Consider the following 16639-nt stretch of genomic DNA (forward strand, 5'->3'; position numbering starts at 1 on the left):
CACTTCCAAGCCGCCCCCGCTACAGGAGAACTGGTCCGCATGCCGATGAAGAAAAAAGATGTCGAGAAGCTGCTCAACAAACCGATCGTGGCGGTGGTCGCGGTCACCGCGCCCGACGGCGCGCCGCACGCGGCGCCGACCTGGTACGAGTACGCCGACGGGCAAATCGTCTTTCACACCGGCACCGAGTCGTTCAAATACAAATGCCTCATGCGCGATCCACGCTTGACGCTGGTGGTCGATACCAAGAAGGCGCCGTACAAGGCGGTGGTGCTGAAGGGGCGCGCGACGCTCGAGGAAAAGATCGACGACAAGCGGACGGAGCGGATGGCGGTCGGATACCTGGGCAAGAAACTCGGCAAGGCGTACGCGAAATCGCTCAAGGGCAGCAAGGTCGTCGTCGTGAGCTTCAAGCCGGCGCGCACGATCTCGTGGGACTACGGGCAGGAGCGCCCTTAGCGCATGAGATGCGGCCTCAAGCATCGCGCGGCTTTCGACGGGCTAATCCATCTGCGATAATTGCATTAGTGGCACGACAGGTACCAAACGATGCGGTTATCGAGGCGCTCGGACACGTAAAGTATCCCGGTTACGGCGCCGATATCGTTGCGCTTGGAATCGTCGAGGATGCCCGGCCGGCGCAAAACGGCGGCTACGCGATCACGATTCGGCAGGTCACTGAGCGCGACGAGGTGATCCGCGAGCTGGCCGGGAAAATCCATCACGCGCTCACGCACGACCTCGGCGTGCCCAGCGTCGAGCTTAGGGTGCATCGAATCGAAGCCGAGCTTGGCGAAAAAACCGGCCGCGTGCGGCTCGAAGGCACCAGGCACATAATCGCGGTGGGAAGCGGCAAGGGCGGAGTCGGCAAATCCACCGTCGCGGCAAACCTGGCGGTCGCCCTGGCGCGATTGGGCTTCAGCGTCGGCCTGCTCGACGCCGACATCTACGGGCCGTCGATCCCGATGATGTTCAACGCCGGTGACGAGCGGCCCAAGTCGGCGGGCGGACAGAATTTCCACCCGATCGAAAAGTACGGCGTGAAAATGATCTCGATCGGATTTTTCCTGGGCGAGAAGGCGCCGATTATCTGGCGCGGGCCGATGGTGATGGGGGCGGTGCGCCAATTCCTCAAGGACACGCTGTGGGGCAGCCAGGATTTTCTCGTCGTCGATCTTCCACCCGGCACTGGCGACGCGCAGTTGACGCTCGCGCAGCAAGTCTCGCTCGACGGCGCCGTGATCGTGACGACGCCCCAGGACGTTGCGCTGCTCGACGCGACACGCGCGGTCAAGATGTTTCGGCAGGTGCATTGTCCGATTCTTGGCGTGGTCGAGAACATGAGCTATTTCGTCTGTCCGGATTGCGGCGAGCGCGACGAACTTTTTGGCCACGGTGGCGGCGAGCGGATGGCCGCGGAGGAAGGGACCCAACTGCTCGCGCGGATCCCGATCTATCCCGAGCTGCGCCAGACCGGCGACGACGGCACGCCGATAACAATCGCCAAACCTGAGCATCCTGCGAGCGTGGCGTTCATGGAGCTCGCACGGCGGATTGCAAACGCCGCGGCCGGTTGACAACTAACAACTTGAAATACTTGCTCGATTTGCCGCGCGCCGATATTGTTGCCGTTCGGTCCTATCGTTTCGTCGCCGCCCAGGCGCGGCAACCTAATTCAACAATGACCGGAATTGGAGCTCGAAAATGGCCACGGTGATAACAGAAGAATGCATTAACTGCGGTGCGTGCGAGCCGGAATGCCCCAACACCGCGATTTACGAAGGCGGCGCGCAATGGGAACTCAACGGCGCGACCACGCCCGCGATCAAGGACGACCTCTACTATATCGTCCCCGACAAATGCACCGAATGCGTCGGCTTCTTCGACCAGGAACAGTGCGCGGCGGTTTGCCCCGTCGATTGCTGCATCCCGGACCCCAACATTCCCGAGACCGATGAGGTCCTTATCGAGCGTGCTCGCGTCCTCCATCCCGATCAAACCTTCGGCGCCGAATACCCGTCGCGGTTTCGAAAGGGCTGACGCCAAGGAGCCTGAAGTTTGACGACAAAAAATTCCGTCCGAATCGCGCCCGCGGACGGCAAGCTCGGCGTGCTGCTGCCCGGCATCGGCGCCGTCAGCACGACGTTCATCGCCGGAGTCGAGGCGGTTAAGCGCGGGCTGGGCGCGCCGATCGGATCTCTGACCCAGCTGGCCACGGTTCGCCTCGGCAAGCGCACCGAGGGACGCACGCCGCTGATCAAGGACTTCGTCCCGCTGGCCAAACTGGAAGATCTCGAATTCGGCGGATGGGACATTTACGAAGACAGCGCCTACGAAGCGGCGCGCCACGCCGCGGTGCTCGATCCTGCGCTCCTGGAGCAGGTGCGCGCGCCCCTGGAAAAAATTCATCCGATGGAGGCGGTGTTCGACCAGGACTACGTGCGCAACATCCGCGGCCCCAATCTGAAGGAAGCCCGCACCAAGATGGACAAGGCCGCGATGCTGATGGATGACATCCGGCAGTTCCAGAAACGCACCGGCGTCGCGCGCACCGTGATGATATGGTGCGGCTCGACGGAAGTGTTCCATCGCCCGTCGGAAGTCCATCAGAGTTTGAAAGCCTTCGAGGCCGGGCTCGCCAACAATGATCCCGAAATCGCGCCAAGCCAGATCTACGCCTACGCCGCGCTCAAGATGGGAATCCCGCACGCAAACGGCGCGCCCAACCTGACCACCGACACGCCCGCGTTGCTGGAACTCGCGCGCGAGACCAACCTCCCCGTCTGCGGCAAGGACTTCAAGACCGGGCAGACGTTTATGAAGACGCTGATCGCACCCGGACTGAAGGCCCGCATGCTGGGGATGTCGGGATGGTTCTCGACCAACATCCTGGGCAATCGCGATGGCGAGGTGCTGGAAGATCCCGGCTCGTTCAAGTCCAAGGAAGAGACCAAGCTGTCTGTGCTGGACCAGATCCTTCAGCCCGAGCTGCATCCGCAGCTTTACAGCGACGTGTTCCACTCGGTGAAAATCAATTACTACCCGCCGCGCGGCGACTCCAAGGAGGGATGGGACAATATCGATATCTTCGGATGGCTCGGCTATCCGATGCAGATAAAGATCAACTTCCTGTGCCGCGATTCGATCCTGGCGGCGCCGCTGGTGCTCGACCTCGTGTTGTTTCTCGATTTGGCGCACCGCGCCGGCATGCGCGGGATTCAGGAATGGCTGTCCTTCTACTTCAAGGCGCCGATGCACGCGCCAAACATCTATCCCGAGCACGACATCTTCATCCAGCTGATGAAGCTCAAGAACACGCTGCGCTGGATGCGCGGCGAGGACCTCATCACGCATCTCGGGCTTGAATACTACGACTGACGGGCGTGACGCGGGCCGTTTCGCTCACGAGCGCGCCGCACTAGAATCAAGGCTCGATGAGCGTGCTTAGCGGCAAGACGATCGTTCTCGGCGTGAGTGGCGGAATCGCCGCCTACAAATCGGCGGAACTCGTCCGCCTGCTCGTCAACTCCGGCGCGATCGTCCGGGTCATGATGACGCGCAACGCGACCGAGTTCATCACGCCGCTCACGCTCCAGACCCTCAGCTCGAATCCCGTCGCCACCGATACGTTCTCTCTGACGCAGGAATCTGAAATCGGCCACATTAGACTCGCCGACGCCGCCGACGCGATCGTGATCGCGCCCGCGACCGCCGACGTGATCGCCAAGGCCGCCGTCGGTATCGCCGACGACATAGTGACTACTGTGTTGCTTGCCACGCGCGCGAAAGTCGCGTTCGCACCCGCGATGAATGTGCACATGTACGAGCATCCGACGGTCGCCGAGAACCTCGCCAGGCTGCGGTCGCGCGGTACGGTGATCATCGATCCCGGCGAGGGCGCGCTCGCATGCGGCTACGAGGGCAAGGGCCGCCTGGCGGACCCGGCGATCATCGTCGCGGAAATCGAGAAGATGCTCTCCGCGCAGGACCTCGCGGGCGAAAACATTCTGGTAACTGCCGGACCGACTCAGGAGCCGATCGATGCGGTGCGATTCGTCTCCAACCGTTCGTCGGGCAAGATGGGATTTGCGATCGCGCGCGCGGCATGGCGCCGCGGCGCTGCTGTGCGAATCGTCGCCGGGCCGTCCGCGCTCGCGACGCCTTACGGCGTCGGACGAATCGACACGGTGACTGCGGCCGGGATGCTCAGTCAAACGTCCAGCAATTTTCCGTGGTCCACGGTGCTTGTGATGGCGGCGGCGGTTGCCGATTTCCGCCCCGCGAATCCGGCGCGTGGCAAGATCAAGAAAGACGCGCGCGGGCTTCGACTCGAGATGGAGTCGATCGCGGACGAGATGCCGCGCCTGGCGGCGAAGAAGGGCGCGCGCCTGCTGATAGGATTTGCCGCCGAGACCGACGACCTGGAAGCCAACGCCCGCGCCAAGCTCAAACGCAAGGGGCTCGACCTTATCGTCGCCAACGATGTGACCCGGGAGGGCGCCGGCTTCCAAGTCGATACCAATATCGTCACGCTGATCGGCTCCGACGGTCGCTCCCAGAGCCATCCGCAGATGTCCAAGGATGCGGTCGCGGACCTGATCCTCGATCGAATCGTCGCAATCCGCGCGGCCAAGCCGAAGTCCGCCCGCTCGGCCAAATCCTCGCGCCTGCGTGCCGTCAGATAGCTTTCGCATGGACGCGTCTTCGCCGCCGGATCGCCGCACGCTGGTCGCCACGATCCGCGACTACGTCGAGCAGTTGCGCGAGGAGGGGATGGAAGGACTTCCCGCGTCTGCGTCTGGGGCCGCGCGCTCCGCGCTCACCGCGCCGGCTCCTGTAGCCGGTTCCGCGCCCGCGGCCGGCGGGACCGACGCCGCACTCATACCCGCCGAACTGTTCTCGAAATATCCCGGCCTCGAAAAATCCACGACGCTCGACGAGCTGCGCCAATTCATCGGAGATTGTCAACGATGCAAGCTCGCGCCGCGCCGTATCAATCTCGTCTTCGGCGTCGGCGATCCCGGCGCGCAGCTGATGTTCGTCGGCGAGGCGCCCGGCGCCGACGAGGACGCCCGCGGCGAGCCGTTCGTCGGCCGCGCCGGTCAATTGTTGACCGACATCATCGAGCGCGGCATGGGCATCCGCCGCGCCGACGTGTACATCTGCAACGTGATCAAGTGCCGGCCGCCCGACAATCGAAATCCCGAACCCGACGAAGTCGCCGCGTGCGAGGCATTTCTTTTTCGCCAGATTGACCTCGTGCGTCCGCGCGCGATCGTCGGGCTGGGCTCCTTCGCCGTGCAGGCCGTGCTCAAAGTGAAGACGCCCATCAGCAAGCTGCGCGGCAACTGGCACGATTTCCGCGGCATTCGATTCATGCCCACGTTTCATCCCGCCTACCTGCTCCGCAACCCGGGCGACAAACGGCTGGTGTGGGCGGACATTCAGGAAGTCATGAAATTTCTCGGGATGCCGATTCCGCGCCGCGGCGGTTCCGCCTCGTGAATCTGCGCTTAAGCTTCGTCGCCATCGCGGCATTGACGATCGCGATCGGATCGTTCGCATCGGATCGAATCCTTGCCGCCGACGCGCCCGCGAAATCGGCTGCGCATCCGCCGTGGGTTCAACTGATCGCTATTGACGGCTCGATCAATCCCGCCACCGCGTCCTACATCGAGGATTCACTCGCGTCCGCAAATGCCGAAGGCGCAAGCGCCCTGGTGATCGAGCTCGACACGCCGGGCGGCCTTCTCAATTCCGCGGAAAAGATCGTCAAGGATCTCCTGGCCGCTCCCGTACCCGTAATCGTGTACGTCGCGCCATCCGGCGCCAGCGCCGCGTCCGCCGGCACCTTCATCACCGAAGCCGCGAACGTAGCCGCGATGGCGCCTGGAACCACAATCGGTGCGGCTCATCCGATCGAAGAGGGCGGAGAAGACATCAAGGGCGCGATGGGTCAAAAGGTCGAGAATTTCACGGCGACCTTTGCGCGTACGATCGCTCAACAGCGCGGGCGCAACGAAGATTGGATCGAGCAGGCCGTCCGCCGCAGCGTCGCGATCGGCGAGCGCGAGGCGCTTGCCAAAAACGTCGTCGATATCGTCGCGCCCGACCTGCGCAGCCTGCTGACGCAAGCCACCGGCCGCAAGGTCCAGGTCGCCGGCCGCACCTTCACGCTCGCGCTGGCCGATGCCACCGTGCGCCGGGTGCGAATGACGCCCGGCCAGCAACTGCTCAACACCCTGGCCGATCCCAACATCGTCTATCTGCTGCTGATGGCGGGGTTAGTCGGCCTGTACTTCGAGTTCGCGCATCCGGGAGTCATCTTTCCCGGCGTTGCCGGCGCGATATGCCTGCTGCTCGCGCTCGCATCGTTCCAAGTCCTGCCGGTAAATCTCACCGGCTTGCTGTTGATTTTTCTCGGCGTGGGATTGCTGATCTCCGAAGCCTTCGTCGCCAGCTATGGAATCCTCGGCCTGGGCGGCGTTACGGCGTTCGTCATAGGCTCGCTGTTTTTGATTGACACTTCGAAGACCGACCTGGTGGTCGATCGCCACATTATATATGGCGCCGCCGCCGCGCTGACGCTGATCATCCTCGGCATCGGATACATCGTGGCCCGCGAGCGCCGCCGCCGCTCGACCACCGGCGCGGAAGGCCTGCTCGGCGAGGTCGGCGAGGTGCGCGAGGCGATCGCTCCCGGTGCGCCGGGCAAAGTGTTTGTCCATGGCGAGATTTGGCGCGCCGTCAGCACCGACCCGCTCAGCCCCGGCGCGCACGCTCGCGTCAAGTCGATCAACGGTTTGGAATTGGAAGTGCGGAAGTTGCCGTGAAGTTCGGAAGACTTCTGAGCGTTCGCAGGATAACGTAGGGCATCAACAAGCCTCTCGCGGTGGGGGGGCAAAAGGAGAATCGTGATGGCGGGCGGAGTAGGCGTAGTCGTCTTCATCGTTGTAATTTTCATTTTTAGCGGGCTCAATGTCCTCAACGAGTACGAGCGCGGCGTAGTCTTTCGTCTCGGCCGCCTCACTCCTTATCGCGGGCCGGGCGTGATCTTCGTGATCCCCGTGCTCGAGCGGATGCGGCGAATCGATCTGCGGACCGTTACGCTGGACATCCCGCCGCAAGACGTGATCACCAAGGACAACGTGACCGTCAAGGTCAGCGCGGTCCTGTACTTTCGCGTCGTGGATCCCTCGCGCGCGGTCACCGAGGTCGAGAATTACCTGTTCGCCACGATGCAACTGGCGCAGACCACGTTGCGCTCCGTCGGCGGCCAGACCGAGCTCGACGAGTTGCTCAGCCAGCGCGACAAGCTCAACGCGCGCATCCAGGAAATCGTCGATTCGCAAACCGAGCCGTGGGGCGTGAAGGTCACGCTCGTCGAATTGAAAAATATCGATCTCCCGCAGGATATGCAGCGCGCGATCGCGGCGCAGGCCGAGGCCGAGCGCGAGCGCCGCGCCAAGGTGATCGCGGCCGAAGGCGAATTCCAGGCCGCGCAGCGGCTCGCGGAGGCCGCGGAGATCATGAGCAAGAGTCCCATCACGCTCCAGCTTCGCTACCTCCAGACGCTCAAGGAGATCGCGAGCGATCACAATTCCACCATCGTCTTTCCGTTGCCGATCGATCTGCTCGAACCATTCCGCGCGATTGCAAAAGCTGTCGGCGGCGGCGACAAGCCCAAGCCCTGAGCAACCGTATCGGTTGGCGCCAAACTGAATTTTCGGAGAAACTTTCGACCCTATGGGCAAGCTGATAATGGTCCGTCACGGCGAGAGCGAAGGCAACGCGACTCGGCGCTTCACCACCTCCGGCGAAGCGAAGATCACGGAGCTCGGCCGCCGCCAGGCGCACGAGGCCGCGCTCAGAATCAAGCTGATGTTTGCGCCTACGCTGGTGATTGCGAGCACCTTCGCGCGCGCCCGCGAGACCGGCCACATCATCGCCGCGGTACTGCGCATCCCGATCGAATACGAGGCGGAGTTCCGCGAGCAGAGTCTGGGCGACCTCGCCGGACAGCCGTACGAGTCGGTCGCCGACGATCCCGCCTTCGATCCCAAGCGCCCGTGGGCGTGGCGCGCGCCGGGCGGCGAGAGTCATGAAGACGTGCTCAGGCGCGTCGCTCCGGTTCTCGATCGCGTAGCCCGCCAATATCCCAACGATGAGATCGTAATCGTCAGTCATGGCGGCGTGATGCGATCGGTGTGGGCGCACGTGACCGGCAAATGGGAAAACGCCCACGTGTCGCCCAACTGCGGCATCGTTCTGATCGAGCATCAGGGTGGCCGCTACCGCGATCCCGAAGTGGTGTACGGAGAATCTCCGGCCCGCGAAACCGGCGGCTGATTTTCAGTTTTTCACTTTTTGCCCGCGCCCGGCAAAACTGAATCGAGAAATTCCTGGCTGCGCAGCCGCCGATCCACGATCGATCCGATGAACCGCGCCAGCGCCAGAGCACCGTCGGGACCCGCCGCTTCCGAGCCGGGCGAATCGTCCATCGGCGCCGTCCCCAGTCGCGCGAGAGTTGCGGCGCCGGCGCTGGAGAGCTTGATCGCGCCCTCCGCCACCGCAGGCCGGCATTTCGCGCACACGATTCCGCCGCGCGACACCACGAAATAAACCGTCGCGCCGTTGTCGCCGTTGGCGCTCGCGCATATGCGGCAGCGCGTAAACTCCAGTCCGAAGCCGGCCCATCCCAGCAGCCGCATCTCGAAAGCCTGCCGTAGAGCCGCGTCCGCAAACCGGTGGCTCAGCGCGCCGAGTCCTTCCGACAACACGCGATACGCCTCCGCCGCTTCGCTGTCCTCCGTCGTCAGCGCGTCGGTGAGTTCGAGCATGTAGCTGCCCAGCGCGATCTTTGCGAGGTCGTCGTCGAGCACGTGTTGAGGCAGGTCGGCAGCTTCGGCGCGCGTGATAAACACCAACTGCCCGTGCGGCCGGCGGCGGTAGTGCAGGACGGCGTGCGTAAATGGTTCGAGCTTGCGCTCGAAGCGATACCGCGACGCTTTGGCGCCCTTCGCGATACCGCTGAGCTTGCCGGCGTTGAGCGTCAGCGCCGTGACGATTCGATCCGACTCGCCGTAGTCGCGCGCGCGGAGCACGATCGCCGGCGTTGATTCTTCGACCGGCATGAATTTCTAGGCGCCGACGCTTCTGCGGAACACGGCTTGCTGAATGTCCTTGACCTCGACGCGCATCCGCTCCGCATTGGCGACCGCCCGGCCGGAGTCCGACGCCTCCTTCAGCAGCACGTCGAAACGCGCCGCGATATTCGCCAGTTTCGCATTCGCCTCGGTCAGCGCGCGCCGCCGCAGCTCCTCGCTCTCCCACGCGCCGTCGGCGTATTCGCGCAGCTCGCGGCTCTCGAACACCAGTTCCTGCAGCTTGTCTTCGTATCCCCTGACGATTCGACGCAGCGCCTCGGCCACTTTGGGCCGCTCTTCGGGGTCTTTCCACAGGACGTGCGCAAGGAACATCAGGTCGTCTTCGACCACCGCGGTGCGTCCGGCGACGATTGCGTGCGCGCGCAAAATGCCGAGGGAGTTTTTCCAGCGCCGATCCGAGACGACGATTTGCTCGCGCGCGAGTTCGCGCCTGATTTGCGCAATTGCCTCGAGGATCGCACCCGGCGCCTTGACCGCCGATGCCGCCGCGCGCAGCTCGTCGAGTTCCGCAAATTTAAGCGTTGTCCGCGTCCGCTCCGGACCGCCCGCCATCATGCGGAGGAAGCCGTGCTCCTCCGTGATGTAATCGGCCATGAAGCGCAGCATGAACCGGTCGTAAAGCGCGGTCAGTTCGTCCTCGTCGGGCAGTTCATTGGACGCGCCGAACATCGTAATCAGCGGCGCCACGACGCGCTCGCGCCCGTTGTGGAAAATACGCTCGTTGATGATCGTCAACAGCGCGTTGAGGATCGACGAGTTGGCCTTGAAGATTTCGTCCAGGAACGCGATGTGCGCCTCGGGCAGTTTGTGCGTGGTGACGCGCCGGTAATCGTCTTCCTCGAGTCCCTTCAGGCTCACCGCGCCGAAAATTTCCTCCGGCGTGCTGAACTTCGTCAGCAGCCACTGAAAATAGTTCGCCCCTTCGATTCGCCGGCACAGTTCGTCGGCCAGCATCGATTTCGCCGTTCCCGGCGGCCCGATTATCAGCACGTGATTCGCCGACAGCAGCGCCACGATTGCGCCATCGATCAAATCGCTCCGTTCGACGAACATCCGGTTCAGTTCTTCGCGGATTCGCGCGAGCTTCGATGATGCCGTGTCTGCCATTGCGTGCGGCGACTGATCCATCGATCAGTCTGCAAATGATTTGTACCAGACCGCAGCCAAAGACTTAACCCCACCCCTGCCCGTGGCGACCGCAGCGCAAGCTCAGGACGGATTATACTTACGTCTCAAATTGCCTTGAAAACGTCCGGTAGAATTTCAATCTTTTCGACAACTTCCGATTTCACTCCGATCTTCAATTCTTTCAGCAGGTCGCACAGTTGTTCGCCATCAACTAAGTCGATGGGCGGCGCACCGTCCCGCGTGGCTTCACGTCTCGCGTCAGGTGTGAATCGGCCCGTGGTTATGAATAGGCCTTTGTCAGTTCGTCCGATCATGGCGCCCCGAAAATCGCGGATGTCTTTTGCCGGAACGCTGCCCTTGTAGCGTTTGCACTGGAAGAGAACCTGAAAAGACAAGAGCCGGATTCGAAGCACGCCGATGCCATCGATACCTCCATCGCCCGCTCGCCCCTTGACTTCCACGTTCACGAAGCCCGACTCTCGCAGGAGTCTTTGTGCGAGGCGCTCAAACGCATCAGGAGAAACGCCTTGCAGGATCGACAGGAGTTTTTCACGCCAGCTTTCGTCGTCGGTTTCGTGAAGCGCCTCCGACTCTTTTAGCCTTGCTTGGCGCTTTTGCGGAAACTCCTTTTTGACCAACGCACGTACTCTTGCAACTTCTTGCTCCTTAAGAGCTTGGCCCTTTGGAGTCACCGTCCAAACGCCTTTACTGCTGTTCTCCAACGCCCCGAAGAGCCGCAGGTACGTCCGCGCCCAAGCCAACCGATACGCTATTTCGCTGTTTGGCCCGTCTCCATGAGGAATGTTCTGCAAGTCCTCGGGCATCTTCAGAATCTCGATCACCTTGTCGAGAATCTCTTGGTTGGAACCAGAGCCGCCCATTGCCCTGAGTGCTTCAAGGGTCGGCCACAGCAGCTTGTCGTAAGTTGGTACCCGCCGTTCCATCATACCTCTCCACCTGTCTCGTGGCCGAGCCGTGGCGACTGCTCCGTGGCGATAGTCGTCAAGCCAGTTCTCCGGCAATGCACTACGGGCGTCCCCCCCTACGATTCCGTGCGCGCGTCCGCTGAGGTGCCACGGAGAAGTGAAGAACCGACGGGTCATCTGGGTTGTGACCGAAAGTTCGGACCAGTCGGTGGCAAATGTCCCAAATGCGGTCCGCGCCAAGGTTCGTTTCGATGAATAGCTTGCTGTTCTTGAGGTGTTCTCCCTTTCTCAAGTCACCTTTGTTTATCGAGAAGTAGGGTCCGCGCCCGCGGACGCGGGGAGCTATCACATCAAAGTCGGGATGCGCAGCCTGCAGCCGCTCCACCACTGAGAAGAGGGCTTGCTTGTAGGAACCCACAGGCACCTGGCTCTGTAGGATCGTAACCGAATAGACATCTTTCCCTGCAAGATCGCCGTTCGTATCGCCGTTAACAGCAGCGGGGTCGATGGTCTGCGGCGTTGCGTCAGTCGCGGGTAGCCTCAAGAGAGATTCCCACTCGCCACCCTTCCGCTCCATTTCCGCTGCGATTGGACCAAGTAGACCGAGCGCATGGCCGTCGGCAGTGGCCGAGGCCTGTCTGATTCGGTCCATTATCTCGGATTGGATTTTACCTAAATCCCGCATTTACATCTCTCCTGTGATTTGGCCTGTTCATTCACTCACATCACAAATGGTCTTATGTCACAGATATGCGAAGAATGCAAGCGCAGGAGTTGCGCCGGTTCGGCCCCGGACCGCTCCATCGCCGCGAGAATCGCGGCGGGCGGCATCACCACCAGCTCCTTGTGGCGGGCGCGGCGGTCCCCCTGGCCGTGGCACGGCTGGCCGGTATTACGCTCGAGAGAAAAAGACGCGCCGCGCGAATTTTTCGATTCGTTACTTTTTCACTTTTCACTGGGTGCAGGGCTCAGCCCTGCCGCGGAAGGGTGAAACCCGCGCAGGGTTTCACGAATTAATAGCGGCGCGGTTCGGTTCTCCGCAATGTTCTCGGCTTGCGTCCAGCCCTCGAAGCTTGCCGCTGCGCCGCTGCTGGCGCTAGATCAGGTAACCGCGTGCGCTCGGACTATCCTCGTTGGCGCCGCGCGTGCGCGTGGCAGGAGGGCGGCAATGGAAAAGGCGCTGACCGGTGTCAAAGTTCTGGACCTGACCCAATTCGAGGCCGGCACCTCGTGCACCGAGATGCTTGCGTGGCTCGGCGCGGACGTGATCAAAGTCGAGTCGCCAAAGATGGGCGAGCAGGGCCGCTGGCTGCTCACCGAAAAGCACGGCGTCGATTCCTACTACTTCATCCTGCTCAACGCCAACAAACGCGGCATCACGCTCAACCTCAAGAGCGACAAGGGCCGCGCGATGTTCATCGACCTGGTCAAGCAAGTCGATATGCTCGCCGAAAATTTCTCGCTCGGCACGCTCGAAGGCCTCGGCCTTGGCTACGATCTCCTGCGCGAAGTAAATCCGCGCCTCATCTACTTGACCATCAAGGGCTTTGGCACGCATGGCCCCTACTGCAAGTACAAAAGCTTCGACATGATTGCGCAGGCTTCCGGCGGCGCGATGGCGCTCACCGGCTTTCCCGGTTCGCCCCCGCTCAAGCCCGGACCCACCATCGGCGACACCGGCACCGGCCTGCATGCGGCCATCGGCGTGCTCGCCGCGTACATCCAGCGCGAACGCACCGGCAAGGGACAGAAGGTCGAAGTCTCGATGCAGGACGCGGTGCTGAACTTCGTGCGCGTCGCCATGATGGGTACCTACGTCACCCACAAACCTGCGCCGCGCGCGGGCAACCGCGTCGTCGGCGGCGGTCCCGGCGACATCTACAAATGCGCGCCCGGTGGCGACAACGACTATTGCTACATCCTGTGCACCTCGCCCGAGATGGTCGCGAGCCTGTGGCAGGCGATCGACCGCTCCGAACTCGCAGGCGACGAGCGTTTCCGTGCGGCGCGAAGCCGCGCGCAAAACGCCGAGGCGCTGGACGCGATCATCAACGAATGGACCGGCCATCACACCAAGTTCGAGGTGATGCGTATACTCGGCGAGGCCGGCGTCCCATGCGGCGCCGTGCTCGACAGCGTCGAGTTGCTCAACGACCCCCATCTCAAGCAGCGCGGCATGATCGTCACTATCAAGCATCCCGTGCGCGGCGACTTCACGATGCCGGGATGCCCGGTGCGCCTCGAAGATTCGCCCGTCGAAGTGACAGCCGCGCCCCTGCTGGGTCAGCACAACGCCGGCGTCTATGGCGAGTTGCTCGGACTCGGCGCCGGCCAGCTCGAAGACCTCAAGCGCGAAGGCATCATCTGAGGTCGCGGCTGCCTTGATCGGGCGCGCCGGCGCCGCGGTGGGCGGTGAACCACGCGACGGCTCTGAGAGCGCGAGCGCTGCGTACGCAGTCTCGGTTCATGTCGCCGACCGGACCGGTCCGGTCGGTTTTGGTCAAACCGGCGAAATCGCCCCGAATTAGTTACGCGGACGCCGAACTCGAGCGAAATTTCAGCGCGGCGGCGATCTTTGCCTTCGCGATGATGATCATCGACAGCCACGCGCATTTGTCGCAGATGAATCCTCCGCTGCCGCCGGCAACCAGTTGCTTTACCTGCTTGGAATCCTTTCCGCAGAACGAGCAATTCATGGTCTCGGCGCGGTCTGATTTGGTGCCCGGATCTTTTGCTTGTTCGTTCATCGTCGATTTCCTCCTGCCGAAATCACATCCGCGCAATCACGTCGCGCGAAATTTCGTCGATGCGAATAAAGAGCTACGGCGCGACGCCAATAGCCGCGAACACGCGATGCATCACGCGCATCGGATCCTCCGGATACCGCTCTGCCAGCATCGCGTGCAACTCGTCGTCGAATGCCGCAACTCGCTGCGGCGCAAGGCTTGCCCCGACCCCCGCGCTCGCGCGAACCCTCCCGCGCCATGCTTCATGGGTATAGATCGCGTCGAGGTCGAAGGAAAGCGTCTGGATATTTACAAAGCCCGCCACCGCCATGTCGCGCGGCCACAGCGGATAGATTCCCAGTCCGCCGCCGAATTTCCATTTCGGATTGTGTTTCTCGATTAGCTTCTCCGTCGCCTCGGCCATGTTGCCGGGCAGCGGAATCCAGTCGAAATGCGCGATCACGAGCCTGCCCCCCGGCTTCAACAGCCGCCGCGCCTCCGCGGCTGCGCGCGGACGATCGAACCAATGCCAGCATTGTCCCGCCGTCACGAGATCGAACTCCGCCGGGGCCAGCCCCGTCTCCTCCGCGGCCGCATTCACGTACTTCACGACGGCGCCCGCGCATCGATCCAGCTCCGCCGCCTGCTCCATCAGCGGCGCCGATCGATCGAGTCCGGTGACTTCGCATCCCCGAGTCGCCAGCCCGCGCGCGATCGTCCCCGTGCCCGTTCCCAGGTCGAGCGCGCGCATTCCCGCTCTCAGGATTCCCAACGCCTTCAGCCGCTCGAAGAATTCGTCGGGGAAACCGGCGCGATGACGTCCATAGTCGTTGGCGGTCTTCCCAAAATCGGCTGTCAACTCCTTCAATCGCACTTCCGCCGAGCTCATGCGCCGTTCCTCCCGTGAACTTGACTGTATATAACTGCCTGCATCGGGTGCAGCGTTCAAGAAAATGCGTTAGAGGTGAGCTTGCCGCGTATCCATCACCAGGCGTTTGTTCCGGCGCCCCGCATGGGAAGGGCTTAGGGGGTTGGGTAAATGGATTTCGAATTTACTCCTGAACAGGAAGCGTTCCGCCACAAGGTCCGCGCCTGGCTCGACGCGAATCTGCCCAAGGACCTGTGCGTCGACGACGCCCAGGACGAACGGGTCGCGCCCAATCGCGACGTCTTCGAACGCCGCCGCGCGTGGCAGGCCAAGCTCCACGGCGCCGGATACGCCGGTCTGTCGTGGCCCAAGCAGTACGGCGGACACGCCGCCAGCCTCATCGAGCAGGTCATCTGGGACGAGGAATATTCCCGCGCGCGCGCGCCCGTGCTGCCCGGATATTTCGGGCTCGGTCTGTGCGGTCCCACGCTGATGAATTGGGGGACCGAGGCGCAGAAGAAACGCTTCATCCCGCGAATCCTCGGCGCCGACGACATCTGGTGCCAGGGCTACTCGGAGCCGGGCGCCGGTTCCGATCTCGCCGGCTTGTCGACCCGCGCGGCCGACATGGGCGACTATTTTCTCGTTAACGGCCAGAAAGTCTGGACCTCGGCCGCGCAATACGCGGACTGGATGTTCATGCTCGCGCGCACCGATCCCGCGGCGCCCAAGCATCGCGGCATCAGCTACTTGCTGCTCGACATGAAAAGCCTGGGTATCACCGTGCGGCCGCTGGTCCTGATGAACGGGCACTCGCATTTCAACGAGGTCTTTTTCGACAACGTACAAGTGCCGAAGGAAAACCTGGTCGGCCCGCTCAACGAAGGATGGAAGGTCGCGATGACGACGCTCAGCTACGAGCGCGCATCCGCCGGCGGTGGCGGACACGGCTCCCAGGTGCGCCGCCTCGCGGAACTCGCCGGGATCGTACCCATCGGCGGCAAGCCTGCGTGGGAACAGGAATGGGTGCGCCAGCAGCTCGCGCAATTCCTCATCGAATGCGAGGCCGCGCGCTACACGCGCCTGCGCTCGCTCACCCGCCTGCTGCGCGGATTGCCGCCTGGACCCGAGGGCTCAGTGCTCAAACTGTTCGGCTCCGAACTCGGCGTGCGCATCGCGCGCTTCTCGACCGAACTGCTCGGCGCCTACGGCCTCGTCGGTGAGCCCACCGGCGTCGTCGTTGATTCCCCGCGATGGCTGAACCGCGTGCTGAGCTCGCGCCAATACACCATCGCCGGCGGGACCAGCGAAATCCAGCGCAACATTATCGGCGAGCGCGTGCTCGGCCTCCCCAAGGGATGATCTCTGCTGCTAAACTCTCACCATCGACGCGGTATTTAAGTTGACGACTTGGTACATTCGATAGTGGCATTCCCAGCTAAAATTCGGACATTGGGTTGGCTGTTTATGTCTGCACAATATCTCTTGCGCACAGGCCTGCCTGCGCTTCAAAGCTTGATATTGCTGTCAGGCTTGCTGGTCCTGCCGATTGGGGCGTTGGCACAAAGCGGCGCTCCGCCAGCGGGATCGGACGAGCCTTTGACGCCAACGCCAACGCCGACGGCCAGCACGTGTCCCGTAAGCCCCACGCCGTCGCCAACACCCTCGTCGACACCCACGGTAAGCGCAATCATATTCCAGCCCGCGGTCGTTACGCTTAACAACCCCACCAAGCCGGGAACCAGAACGGCCTCCAGCTTCTTCAGCGTGGTGGTTACCGCTTACGACAACAGTGGAAATGTACTTGAGCCAAGTTGCAAGCAG

Annotated in this window: 17 protein-coding genes; 11 read left to right on the top strand and 6 right to left on the bottom strand. The window is 62.7% G+C overall.

All coding sequences use genetic code 11. The features are described 5' to 3' along the window. Positions 1-39 precede the first annotated feature (39 nt). The 9 genes from ABR989_RS15170 to ABR989_RS15210 all read left to right on the top strand — a co-directional run bounded on the left by ABR989_RS15170 (position 40) and on the right by ABR989_RS15210 (position 8349). Positions 40-459: a pyridoxamine 5'-phosphate oxidase family protein gene (locus tag ABR989_RS15170; protein ID WP_428130122.1), complete on the top strand. Its 420-nt coding sequence runs from the start codon at positions 40-42 to the stop codon at positions 457-459. 68 nt (positions 460-527) lie between these two features. After that, a complete protein-coding gene (locus ABR989_RS15175; protein WP_428130123.1) occupies positions 528-1577 on the top strand; it encodes an Mrp/NBP35 family ATP-binding protein in 1050 nt (349 codons plus the stop codon). 127 nt (positions 1578-1704) lie between these two features. Then, positions 1705-2040: a YfhL family 4Fe-4S dicluster ferredoxin gene (locus ABR989_RS15180; protein ID WP_428130124.1), complete on the top strand. Its 336-nt coding sequence runs from the start codon at positions 1705-1707 to the stop codon at positions 2038-2040. Between the two features lie 18 nt (positions 2041-2058). Continuing rightward, entirely contained in the window at positions 2059-3378 is a 1320-nt protein-coding gene (locus ABR989_RS15185) for an inositol-3-phosphate synthase (protein ID WP_428130125.1), read from the top strand. A 56-nt stretch (positions 3379-3434) separates the two neighbouring features. Beyond that, a complete protein-coding gene (gene coaBC / locus ABR989_RS15190) occupies positions 3435-4685 on the top strand; it encodes a bifunctional phosphopantothenoylcysteine decarboxylase/phosphopantothenate--cysteine ligase CoaBC (RefSeq protein WP_428130126.1) in 1251 nt (416 codons plus the stop codon). 7 nt (positions 4686-4692) lie between these two features. Then, the gene (locus tag ABR989_RS15195) at positions 4693-5505 is read left to right on the top strand and encodes a uracil-DNA glycosylase (RefSeq protein WP_428130127.1); all 813 of its coding nucleotides are present in this window, start codon (positions 4693-4695) and stop codon (positions 5503-5505) included. Further along, on the top strand, positions 5502-6833 hold the full coding sequence (locus ABR989_RS15200; RefSeq protein ID WP_428130128.1) for an NfeD family protein: 1332 nt from the start codon (positions 5502-5504) through the stop codon (positions 6831-6833). The genes ABR989_RS15195 and ABR989_RS15200 overlap by 4 nt, the downstream gene beginning before the upstream one ends. An 84-nt stretch (positions 6834-6917) precedes the next feature. Then, a complete protein-coding gene (locus ABR989_RS15205) occupies positions 6918-7694 on the top strand; it encodes a slipin family protein (RefSeq protein WP_428130129.1) in 777 nt (258 codons plus the stop codon). Between the two features lie 52 nt (positions 7695-7746). Beyond that, positions 7747-8349, top strand: a complete 603-nt coding sequence (locus ABR989_RS15210) for a histidine phosphatase family protein (protein ID WP_428130131.1) — start codon at positions 7747-7749, stop codon at positions 8347-8349. Positions 8350-8360: 11 nt separating this feature from the next. Here ABR989_RS15210 and recO read toward each other — a convergent pair whose 3' ends face one another. The 3 genes from recO to ABR989_RS15225 form a co-directional block, all read right to left on the bottom strand. Continuing rightward, on the bottom strand, positions 8361-9134 hold the full coding sequence (recO, locus tag ABR989_RS15215; RefSeq protein ID WP_428130132.1) for a DNA repair protein RecO: 774 nt from the start codon (positions 9132-9134) through the stop codon (positions 8361-8363). Between the two features lie 6 nt (positions 9135-9140). After that, positions 9141-10274 carry an AAA family ATPase gene (locus tag ABR989_RS15220; RefSeq protein WP_428130134.1) on the bottom strand — a complete coding sequence of 378 codons (1134 nt, stop codon included), beginning with the start codon at positions 10272-10274 and terminating at the stop codon, positions 9141-9143. Positions 10275-10399: 125 nt separating this feature from the next. Further along, the gene (locus tag ABR989_RS15225; protein WP_428130135.1) at positions 10400-11239 is read right to left on the bottom strand and encodes a restriction endonuclease; all 840 of its coding nucleotides are present in this window, start codon (positions 11237-11239) and stop codon (positions 10400-10402) included. 1150 nt (positions 11240-12389) lie between these two features. Between ABR989_RS15225 and ABR989_RS15230 the strand changes: the two genes are divergently transcribed. Further along, the gene (locus tag ABR989_RS15230; RefSeq protein WP_428130137.1) at positions 12390-13589 is read left to right on the top strand and encodes a CaiB/BaiF CoA transferase family protein; all 1200 of its coding nucleotides are present in this window, start codon (positions 12390-12392) and stop codon (positions 13587-13589) included. A gap of 160 nt (positions 13590-13749) precedes the next feature. On the opposite strand, the gene ABR989_RS15235 is transcribed toward ABR989_RS15230, so the two are convergent. Next, positions 13750-13968 (bottom strand): ClpX C4-type zinc finger protein, encoded by a 219-nt coding sequence (locus ABR989_RS15235; protein WP_428130139.1) that lies wholly within the window; start codon positions 13966-13968, stop codon positions 13750-13752. 73 nt (positions 13969-14041) lie between these two features. After that, positions 14042-14836 carry a class I SAM-dependent methyltransferase gene (locus tag ABR989_RS15240; RefSeq protein ID WP_428130140.1) on the bottom strand — a complete coding sequence of 265 codons (795 nt, stop codon included), beginning with the start codon at positions 14834-14836 and terminating at the stop codon, positions 14042-14044. A gap of 150 nt (positions 14837-14986) precedes the next feature. On the opposite strand from ABR989_RS15240, the gene ABR989_RS15245 reads away from it, so the two are divergent. Continuing rightward, positions 14987-16177, top strand: a complete 1191-nt coding sequence (locus ABR989_RS15245) for an acyl-CoA dehydrogenase family protein (RefSeq protein ID WP_428130142.1) — start codon at positions 14987-14989, stop codon at positions 16175-16177. 146 nt (positions 16178-16323) lie between these two features. Here ABR989_RS15245 and ABR989_RS15250 read toward each other — a convergent pair whose 3' ends face one another. Next, positions 16324-16509 carry a hypothetical protein gene (locus ABR989_RS15250; protein ID WP_428130144.1) on the bottom strand — a complete coding sequence of 62 codons (186 nt, stop codon included), beginning with the start codon at positions 16507-16509 and terminating at the stop codon, positions 16324-16326. Positions 16510-16639 lie beyond the last annotated feature (130 nt).

The sequence above is a fragment of the Binatus soli (SeqCode) genome (assembly GCF_050015535.1).
Taxonomy (GTDB): domain Bacteria; phylum Desulfobacterota; class Binatia; order Binatales; family Binataceae; genus Binatus; species Binatus soli.